At 48.2% G+C, this 10117-nt stretch carries 6 protein-coding genes and 2 pseudogenes; 5 read left to right on the top strand and 3 right to left on the bottom strand.

Annotation, left to right across the window (positions count from 1 at the left end; genetic code table 11):
- The 5 genes and pseudogenes from AAC854_RS19510 to AAC854_RS19490 all read left to right on the top strand — a co-directional run.
- On the top strand, positions 1 to 590 hold a 590-nt coding region (locus AAC854_RS19510; RefSeq protein ID WP_340618563.1), incomplete at its 5' end, for a type VI secretion system baseplate subunit TssF.
- A gap of 44 nt (positions 591 to 634) precedes the next feature.
- Positions 635 to 2641: pseudogene (locus AAC854_RS19505) on the top strand (type VI secretion system Vgr family protein).
- Positions 2638 to 3408 carry a DUF4123 domain-containing protein gene (locus AAC854_RS19500; protein ID WP_340618562.1) on the top strand — a complete coding sequence of 257 codons (771 nt, stop codon included), beginning with the start codon at positions 2638 to 2640 and terminating at the stop codon, positions 3406 to 3408. Before AAC854_RS19505 ends, AAC854_RS19500 begins: the two are co-directional and overlap by 4 nt.
- Positions 3409 to 3428: 20 nt before the next feature.
- Positions 3429 to 5255 carry an S-type pyocin domain-containing protein gene (locus AAC854_RS19495; protein ID WP_340618561.1) on the top strand — a complete coding sequence of 609 codons (1827 nt, stop codon included), beginning with the start codon at positions 3429 to 3431 and terminating at the stop codon, positions 5253 to 5255.
- Between the two features lie 18 nt (positions 5256 to 5273).
- Complete coding sequence (locus tag AAC854_RS19490; protein ID WP_340618560.1) at positions 5274 to 5660, top strand: hypothetical protein; 387 nt, start codon at positions 5274 to 5276, stop codon at positions 5658 to 5660.
- A 387-nt stretch (positions 5661 to 6047) separates the two neighbouring features.
- On the opposite strand, the gene AAC854_RS19485 is transcribed toward AAC854_RS19490, so the two are convergent.
- From AAC854_RS19485 to AAC854_RS19475, 3 genes and pseudogenes are all read right to left on the bottom strand, one after another.
- A complete protein-coding gene (locus AAC854_RS19485; protein WP_340618564.1) occupies positions 6048 to 8048 on the bottom strand; it encodes an AAA family ATPase in 2001 nt (666 codons plus the stop codon).
- Positions 8049 to 8261: 213 nt separating this feature from the next.
- Positions 8262 to 8468: pseudogene (locus AAC854_RS19480) on the bottom strand (helix-turn-helix transcriptional regulator).
- A gap of 139 nt (positions 8469 to 8607) precedes the next feature.
- Positions 8608 to 9879: a tyrosine-type recombinase/integrase gene (locus tag AAC854_RS19475; RefSeq protein ID WP_340618559.1), complete on the bottom strand. Its 1272-nt coding sequence runs from the start codon at positions 9877 to 9879 to the stop codon at positions 8608 to 8610.
- Positions 9880 to 10117 lie beyond the last annotated feature (238 nt).

Raw genomic sequence — 10117 nt, 5'->3', positions numbered from 1 at the left:
CGGGCAAACCGGCAAACGACTTACCTGCCATTGAGGTTTCGTGTTATTTCACTGGCTACCATGAACAGGTGTGTACGCTGGAGCAAGGCACTATCACCGTAACGCAGGAAGATTCACCGTCTCACCTCAATGTACACAATATCACACCGGTCGCAGCCGATTACCCGCCCCTGTTGCAGGAAAATAGCGGCTGGCCGCTGCTGTCCTGCCTTTCCAGCCCGCCGATGATGCTGTTTGCCACCGACAGCCTGAAACAGTTTCTCCGGTTGTTTGACCCGTATACCGATACGCATCGCCCTCTGAGCCGTCAGTTCCGTCAACACATTGACGGCATTTTGCAGGTGGGAGAGCGTCTGACCGACCGGATGCGGTTAGGTCGCTCCATTCGCGGGCATTTACTCTCGCTCACCCTGAATCCTGACTGCTACCACAATGCAGGTGAAATGTACCGTTTCTGCCGGTTAATCAATCAGGCGCTGGCGTGTTTTATCACCCGGTCTTCGTTTGTCATGCTGGAGATTTTCACCCCGGACAGTCACAAGGTGCTGTGGCAGTTCTGGCATGTCGACGGGTTACGCCCGGAAATGTAACCGATTAAGGAACGCATGACATCAACCATAAGGAAAAAATCAACATGAAAAGTGGATTACGCTTTGTCTGCCACATCACCGGTGTGCCGGAAGACACTTTTGCTGTGGGGGAATTTTCTCTACAGGAAGGGTTATCTGAACTGTTTACCCTGAACCTGACGTTAGTCAGAGCCGGTAATGCTAACCCATTCAGGCCACAGACTGAGATTGATTTGGCCTCGCTGCTGATGCAGGAAGCGGTATTACAGATTTTTCATAGCACAACCGAACAGCGCAAAATCACCGGCATCATTTCCCATGCAGACTGGGTAGGTACAGATGGTAACAAAACGCTCTATACCGTGACCGTGCGGCCTGCCTGCTGGCGGCTGACACTTAATCAGGACAGCCGGATTTACCATCAGCAAAATGTGCCCGCCATCTTAAACAGCCTGCTGAAAAAACACCGGGTGAAAGCCGATTCGAAGCTCTATGATACCCATCAGGACAGGGAATATGTGACCCAGAAACGGGAATCCGATTATGCGTTTTTCTGCCGGTTAGCGGCGGAAGAAGGATTCAGTTTCTGGTTTGAGGATGAAACGCTGTTTTTCAGCGACAGCCATCTGGGAATGACCGCAGGGCTGCCATTGCAATACCAGCCGCAGCCGGAAACTGTCTACGGAACCGACACCATTTATCAGGTGCGGCTGGGTGTCAGCATGAGTCCGCAACGCAGCCTGCACAAGGATTTCAACCCGGCAGAGCCACGTTATCACCTCTCCCATATGCAGAGCAGTGAAGGTTTCCGCGATTTCGGCAGCCAGACCCCTTACACCGTATTTGAAAGTTATGGACGTTTTCAGAAAGATGCGGCCGCCATCCCGTTTTTAAAATACCGTCAGGAAGCACTGGATAACCAGAAGCAGACCGGTAGCGGCAGCAGTAACTGCATCAAACTGATGCCGGGTAAAATCTTCGAGATAAAAAATCATCCCCATAAACCGCTTAATGTTCGCTGGCAGGTGGTCGGTATCAGCCACCACGGACGTTGCCCACAGGCACTAGGCGACAACGGCGGCGAAGGCACTACACTTGCCAACCATTTCAGTTTTATTTCCGGTCTGGATGATTACCGTCCGCCTTTTCACTACAAACCGCTGGCGGATGGCGATGAAACCGCCATCGTGGTTGGCCCAGAAGGGGAGGAAATTTTCGTCAATAAAGACGGGGCGATTAAAGTGCATTTTCACTGGAACCGCTACGACCCGCCGGATGATGGCGCTTCGTGCTGGGTACGGGTTGCACAGGGATGGAACGGTAACGGTTTCGGCTTTATGGCGATACCGCGCATCGGGCAAGAAGTGATTATCTCTTACCTCAACGGCGATATCGACCGACCGATTGTCACCGGCTGTGTTTACAACGGCCTGAACCGCCCGCCACTGGATTGACCGGCAGAAAAAACCCGCACCACGTTTAAAACCAAAACCCACAAAGGCAAAGGCTTTAACGAACTGCGTTTTGAAGATGCAAAAGGCAGCGAAGAAATCTACTTTCACGGCCAGAAAGACCTGACCGCACATATCGAAAACGATGCCTACTGGCATATTAAACACGACCAGAAGCAACGTATCGATAATAACCGTTATTACGATATCCGCGCCGATGATCATCATCAGGTAGCTGGTTCACGCAAAATCACCACCGAAGGCGATGTATCCCATCGAATTGCCGGTAGTCAGCATACCCAGACCGGGGATGCCACCGTGATTGACAGCGGACAGGAGATTCACCTGAAAAGCGGCGGCAAAGTCGTGCTGGAAGCGGCAGCAGAAATCACATTGAAAGTGGGCGGTAGTTTTCTGAAAGTCACGCCGGGCGGCATTCTCTGTTCACCGATTAATGTCGGGCAGGGTGCAGCAGGCAGTGGACGCGGGTTAGCGCTGCAATTACCGGAAGGCGTAGAACCGTTGCCGGAAATCGAATACCCGGTCAAAAAATATTGCGCCTTGCAGGCACAGGAAAATGCTGCCTGGGTTATTAAAGCACCACAGGGAGATCAGTCATGAAAACAAGTTGGACAACCTGGATGGGTGGATCTGACAAACTGCCTGTTTATCTGATTATCAACCCGCTTGCGACGCCTAATCCTGTCAACATTCTCTATGTGAACGACTGGGTTGAACAGGCTTTTCCCCTCTATAGCGGCACACCGCTCGCTCACCTGATGGAACAGGGGCCGTGGCTTATTCAACCGAAAGTGAACTCTCTGCCTACCCTTGCTCGTCTGCTTGACTGCCGTGCGTTCAGTGACGGCAGTTGGGGCTGGGCATACCGGAGTGACATGGGCTGGCAGACACAATTGGATCACTGGCAACGTCATCAGCTCGTGACCCTGCGAGATGAACAGGTCGTTTTCCGGCTTATGGATACGCGCATTCTACGGGTATTAATGCCCGCCATGCAGCCGACAGATTGGACATCCCTGTTTAACCCGGTCACTGAACTGATGGTGGATATGCCGGAGCCAATGGTTTTTCTTCGCCCGGCACAGTGTCCGTTCAGCCAGATTGAACGCCCCTTTGTGCTGGAGCCGCACCTGATCGCAGCGTGGGAACAATCAGATTTTGCACTGGAAGGCCTGGCCAAAACGCTGATGTATGAACTGTGGGAAGCAGAGGGAAAAGTCGCACTGAAACTGGATACCCCTGAAGGTACGTTGATCCGCAACCTTGAAAAATGGCTGCACCAGCACCGCCATCAGGGTTCACGTTTACAGGCGCTGACTATCCAGGACTTTCTGGCGGATAACGATATTGATGCACAACGAACTTAATCAAAAAAGGATTTAATCGAATGAGTGACGCAGGCAGATTAGATTGTGTTCCCTGTAATAAATTCAAGTACTGGCTGGAATTTCAGTTATTGGACAATCAGGGCAAGCCATTAGCCGGGATTCCCTATAACCTCAAAAGCCGGGATGGTGTCATCAATGCCAATGGCGTGACGGATGGTCAGGGAATACTGCGGGAAGAAAATTTATCGCCGCTACCCATGACGCTGCATGTGGGGGCGCAGAAACTGGCAGAGCAATTGACTGAAAAATCTGCTGCTGACGCGGTGAAAACTGAAAAGGCATCGGGTTCTTTACCTGCGATTATGCCGGGTGAACTCAGTGATGGATTGCCGAAGATCGAAGGTTGGACAGAAGCAACCCTGCAAGAAAAATATTACGCTGATGCCGAATATCCGGGCATAACGGTGCTTCCTGAACATAACTGTCGGCATGTGATTGCCGTCGAACGCATTGTGAAGCCGGTGTTTGCTAAATCCTGCCTGCAACCAGCGGGTTGTACAGATGCAGGAACGGGAATGGAACCGCATACGCACTTTGGTGAGATGCAGATTTATCGGGCCCAACCGACACTCGGAGGTAACCCCAATAGGCAAGAAACCTCTGAGCCATTTATTCTCAAGGCCATTGCTTGGGTGGGAAACCAGATATTCCCGCGGGCAGAAGCCAATCCAATGATATTTAATGAGGTAATGCGGCAGCAGATGATGCAGCAGATGGCAGCCAATGCGGCGGCAGCTCAAGCGAATAATGGTGATATTGATAAAGATAGCCCGCTACTCTCTCAAAGTGAGCAACAAAAGCTGAGGAATATCCAGTTTGAATTATCCCGTGATGCTTATCTCGTAGAGACATCCGTAGCAGTATTGGGCGCGATGATGCGAAGTTGGTGGGATGGCGGTGACAGTGATTTAGTTAATCATAAAAATCTGGCAAAAATTGCAGATGAAAAGGGCACAACTCCAACACGTGTTCGTTACCGGTTTGTCGAAGATGTAAAAACCGGGCAATCAATCCCAGTGGGATACCATACCAGCGAAGGAAGTGCGTTAGAACATGTGAAAGTTCGCCATGTACAATATAATAGTTCATTTAAACAATATGAGTTTTGGGAAGATGATGCAGATTCGCCGACATTGGTCTGGTATGTGGATCCACAAAAAGGTGAAATATCACAAAGTGAAATTAATAGTCAATATGGGCAGCATGATACCTCAATAAACGTCAAGGTAATCCCGCTTGACTCAACGAGCACCAGCCAAACACCCGGCTTACCGATCCCAGAACAAACAACATGGCGGGATGGAATTCTGGTCAACCCGCAGCAAGATCCGAATGATATCGCGGGAAACAAAACCGAAACACCGATACCAAATAGTGCAGATCAGGGGCCATCAAAAACCACCACGCCAGTGCAGGAGAGTGATTTCCGGGATTATATTCTGATTTTCCCGACCTCAAATATACCAGCGATTTATGTTTATTTGAGTGCCCCACTTAAATGGGGCAACCCGAAAAGTAAGCCTACATATGGTCACACTTTTTCTGAACATGGACAAAAGCAAAAACCTAATCAGTTAGCTGACCGTGCAAGAGCTAAAGGCCATCAAGTGGGACAATACCTTAATGATCAATCTGCTGCAGATTTTATTGCAGAAGCAGCTCAAAAAGGAGCGGGAGTTCACGATGTCCCATTACCAACAACTGTAAAAGGTAGAGGCTATTTACCTGATGGAACAGAAATTACACCAAATATGGCAAGAATAATTGTAAAATCAGATGGTTCTGTCAGAACATCATTTCCATATAGCTCTTCACATCCGAATTAAATTTGGAGGACGCGATAAATGAGTACAATAGAACGTATATGCAAAGATTTAGGATTACCTAAAGGGGATAGTTTTACCCAAGATTGGGCGCTTGAACTACCAGAAAAATACCGAACTAAAGAGTGGTTGAATAAATATATTATTGCTTACTCAAGTAATAATTACTCTGAATTGGAAAAAAATACATTAATGGAGTTGATGTTAGATGTTGCAAATGACTTTTTAACACAAAACGTAAATTGTGATGATGAGTCAATTGCTAGTGTGCTTAATTTACTTTCAAATAATCATCAATATCATTCACAACTTATTAATTATTGGTCATTAGATGAAGAATTGTTGGAAGATTGCTTCGCATTGACTCCGAAGGTTAGAGGAATAAAAAATAAACTTGGACTCGCATGATACGTGCAATTGCTGAAAAGGATAGTCAGTTTATGTAATAAGCATTTTACTCGCTTAATTGAACAACAATCATTTTGACCTATACAAAATGATACTGACGCGCTGCGCTTGTCTTCTCCATGTTACCGGGCTAATACATTAACCCGGTAACATGGAGAGATGAAATAATGCCTGCCAGAAAACAACTTACCTCCTCACCCGTTCTTCGTTTATCTCCTTGCTTTTTTTTCCTCACTGCAAAAACAGGTGAGTTATTGAGGTTTATTTATCCTTAAAAATCAATGATATTAGTATTGCTCGCTTTTCTTGTATATATGCGTGAGAAATGAGGAATACGATGAGTAATACAATACATCTCCTCGTAATCCCTCATTTTTTTACTCATTTTTAATCATCATTTCTCTGGTTAATGATAGTGAGTTCCTGCCCGTTGCGGGTAATCAGTCCATCATTTTCTAACTTGGTTAACCAACGGCTGAAATTCTTCACATTCACCCCCATCGCTTTTAAATCATCACGGACAAGGGCAACGCTGCAAGGCTCTTTCAGGACAGTGCGTGATCGGATGCACTGCCATAGTGCCGTGTGGTTATCTGTTTTATTGGGAATGTGTTCAATATCGTCCTCTTCAACTGGATCACGCGGCCTATCAATCAGAGTCAGTGACGTAATATCTTCACCGTCTTTATCAGTAAAAAGCTCCACCACGCGCATATCATAGGCTTTAGTTTCAGGTTCTTCGGCATCTTTCATTTTGGTACAGGTGATAACCAGTGCACCGCCTTTTTTCCCTTCCCGATTGATCCGGTATTCAACATCCAGCGCAGCCCGAAAGGCACTGGAGCCTCTTGCGCCTTTACTTTCATCTTTGCCGGAATGGTGAACAACCAGAATACTCGCACCTGTTTTGGCTTTCAGCTCATCACAACCCCGGACAAACGCGCCCATATCTTTGGAATCATTCTCATCAGCCCCACCAAAACAACGGGCGAGGGTGTCGAGAATAATCAGGCGTATCGGCTGTCCCGTTTCAGATTCAACCTGTTGGGCAGCAATAACCAGTTCATGCACTTCGGCAGGCGAGGCCGGAAATACCGGCGTATTAATCAGATACATATTTTCAACCTCCTGACCGTTGACGATTTCCCATGCTTTGATGCGCCGGGGCACTCCGATCCCACCTTCACCGACAACGTACAGTACGGAACCCTGCGCAACCTGTTTTCCTGCCCATGCCTTACCCGTGGCAATATGACAACCCCATGCGCCCGCCAGAAAACTCTTGTATGATCCACTCGCGCCGTAAATGCTGCACAGGGAATGCGCCGGAATAATGCCTTTAACCACGTAGTCTAATTCGGTATCAAAGCCTTCTGAACCGATTGACAGCGGTAATTTTGTTTTGCGATTAGGGTAAATGCTTTCAACATTGCCATAACGACGGGTTTCTATTGCGTCACTGTTCATCGGTTCCCTTACCTGAAATAAGCCTTCACAAAATGCCTGCTGTGCTGCCTCAATGCCATATTGCTGGCGATAGTCATCCCAGTCAGCTTTATGTTCTGTAGGCGGCAACGCGATCCATCCATTAACCGCAAAGACTGCTTTTTCTGCCGAGATCTTGCCAATGTTCTTTTGGGATTTTCCGTTCTTATCCAGTTCGTCGAAGCTATGCCAGTCATTATCTGCTGCAATAATGATTTTCGTATCAGGCCAGTGTTCCCGGACAGCCTTGGCAACAGAAAGCAAATTACCTGCATCCAGTGCCGCCAGAACAGTGCCTTTATAAAGCTGGTTAATCGTTAGTGCCGTGGCGTAACCTTCGGTAATGATCACCGTGTCGGGGCGTTCTCCCAACTCTGACAACGCAATAAACGCGCCTTTTTTCTGGCTACCAGACAGTAATTTTTTCTCACCATTGGGTTTGATAATCTGCGCACCTGTGACTTTTTTATCCAGTGTTGTCAGTGCCAACACTGCCGAATTATCAGGCAACAGTCGTTGATTAGGATAATGCAGCCCTTTTGTCGTCAGATAGGGAGATTGCCCGATGACAGTCTGCGCCATCAGTACCGCCACTTTTTCAGCAATAGGTTGTGTGGGATTGATGATTTCTTTGGCGGGCTTAAGTTCCGGTAAAGGCAATGCCTGCACGCTAGCAACAACTTTTGCTGCTTCAAGAATCGAAATCCCGTTGGTTTTTGCCACTAAATCCAGTCCATCGCCATAATTCGGAACGTCACATTGGCGGCAGTACCAGTTGCCATGATGGTGATCGTCGATAAAGTGAAAACGGTCAGTGCCGCCGCAGACAGGGCAGGCACCATGTTTGCCTTTTGCCGGAACAGTGATACCGCAAGCTGGCAGCAGGTTTTGCCAGGAATACATCGCGGATGTTTTCACGGTCTGGATCAGGTCAAGTGTTTTTTGGTTGCCTGCTGTTTTTTGAACTGTAAATTTAGGGCGAGTTTGGGTATGCTGTGTATCAGCCATCATTTTTACCTTGCTTAATGGTTGTTGGTGATACGCCTCAGATGTGTTCTCAGCACACTGGGGCGTTGTGTTTTATAGTACGTTTCTTATGTCATAGTTTTTTCTGCGTTATGCTGCTCGCGATTCCGCGATCCGCTGAGCAATCCAGTTATCAATTTCAGCTTCAATAAAGGCGATGGAACGTGGGCCGATTTTGACCTGTTTCGGGAATTAACCATCGCTAATCAGTTTGTAGATCCACGCTTTGCTATAACCTGTTCTGCGCTGCACTTCCGGCAAACGAATCAGGCTGGTTTTCAATGCTGTCATTGTCATATTAATTCTCCTGTTACCGAGTCCCTGAGCGCTCATTGTGGACGTTGCTTGATGACAGGCGGATTATTTAAAAAGCAAGATTAAATGAACAGCGTTAATTGTTTTTCTCCCGATGAAAATTAACGGGTTGCAAATTGTACTAGAGGTTTTTTCTGTCACGCAGCGGTTTGGCGAAGTCATACGGTGTAATGGCCTTTTCCCGGTTTGCATCCAGATAATCCGACCACCACTGCACCATCAGTCGACGTTCATCCAGATGCTTGGAGGTGTGAATATAGGCTGCCCGGACGTTATTTCGTTCGATATGGCTTAACTGACGCTCGATGGCGTCATCACTCCACAGGCCGGATTCCCCCATCGCACCACGCGCCATTGTGCGGAATCCGTGTCCACAGACGTCGGTCTGGGTGTCGTAGCCCATATTGCGTAACGCACTATTGACGGTGTTTTCACTCATCACTTTTGCGGAATCGTGATCGCAGGGAAACACAACTTCGCAGTTTCCGCTCAGTACTTGTAAGTCTTTGAATAACGAGACCGCTTGACGGCTCAGGGGCACAATATGCTCAGTTTTCATTTTCATGCCGCGCTCAGAAAAGCGAACGCCTTTGATGGGTTTTCGTGTAGCGGGAATTTTCCAGACCGCGTTTTCAAGGTCGATTTCCTGCCAGCGGGCAAATCTCAGTTCGCTGGAGCGGACAAATGTTAGCAGCGCCAGTTCTACCGCGATCTTGGTCAGTAAGCGCCCGCGATAGGCAGATAAGCGAGCTAAAAAGTCAGGTAAGTCTTCGTGGGGCAGGGCGGGGTGATGGTGAGATTTCGTGGTGGTGAGTGCGCCGGCCATGTCGTTAGCAGGGTTGGACTCCAGAATATCATTCTGGACTGCATAGCGCATGATAGCTGTGGTGCGCTGCCGTAGACGTTGAGCAATATCATGTTTGCCCTGTTCATCAATGGCTTTGACCGGAGCTAAAAGCTGGCTGGTACGTAATGTGGTAATATCGCGGGAGCCGATATGCGGGAAAATATACTGCTCAAGGCTGCGCAGCACTTTTTGACGGTGGCTGTCGCTCCAGCGTTTGTTACTGGCGTGCCATGCACGGGCGACCTGTTCAAAGGTATTCACTTTGGCAGGCGAGGGCGCACCTTTTTTCTCAGCTTTGGGATCAATGCCTTGTGCCATCAGCTTTTTGGCTTCATCGCGTTTAGCGCGGGCATCAGCTAATGATACCTCCGGATAAACGCCGAACGCCAGACGGTCTTCTTTTTTATCGGTGGGGCGGTAATACTTCATACGCCAGTATTTTGAGCCGCGTGCTGAGACTTCCAAATAGAGACCGCCGCCATCGGCGAGTTTGTAGGTTTTGTCTTTGGGTTTTGCGGTTTCGATTTGTCGTGCGTTTAGTTTCATTATTAAGGGCATTCCGGTAATCGAACGGTAGGTGCCCCGAATTATGCCCTTCGCTGCATCTTGATTGCAACAGACGAAACTAGACGTAAAAATAAGAAAGGGTGTTGATTTTGCTGGATTTAGCAGAAATTGTTTTACTGGGCTGGACTTCACTGGAAGTTGAAGTGGTGCCCGGACTCGGAATCGAACCAAGGACACGGGGATTTTCAATCCCCTGCTCTACCGACTGAGCTATCCG

The organism is Xenorhabdus entomophaga (assembly GCF_037996725.1).
GTDB classification, from domain to species: Bacteria; Pseudomonadota; Gammaproteobacteria; order Enterobacterales; family Enterobacteriaceae; genus Xenorhabdus; species Xenorhabdus khoisanae.
This window is presented reverse-complemented; position numbering and strand designations above follow the sequence as displayed.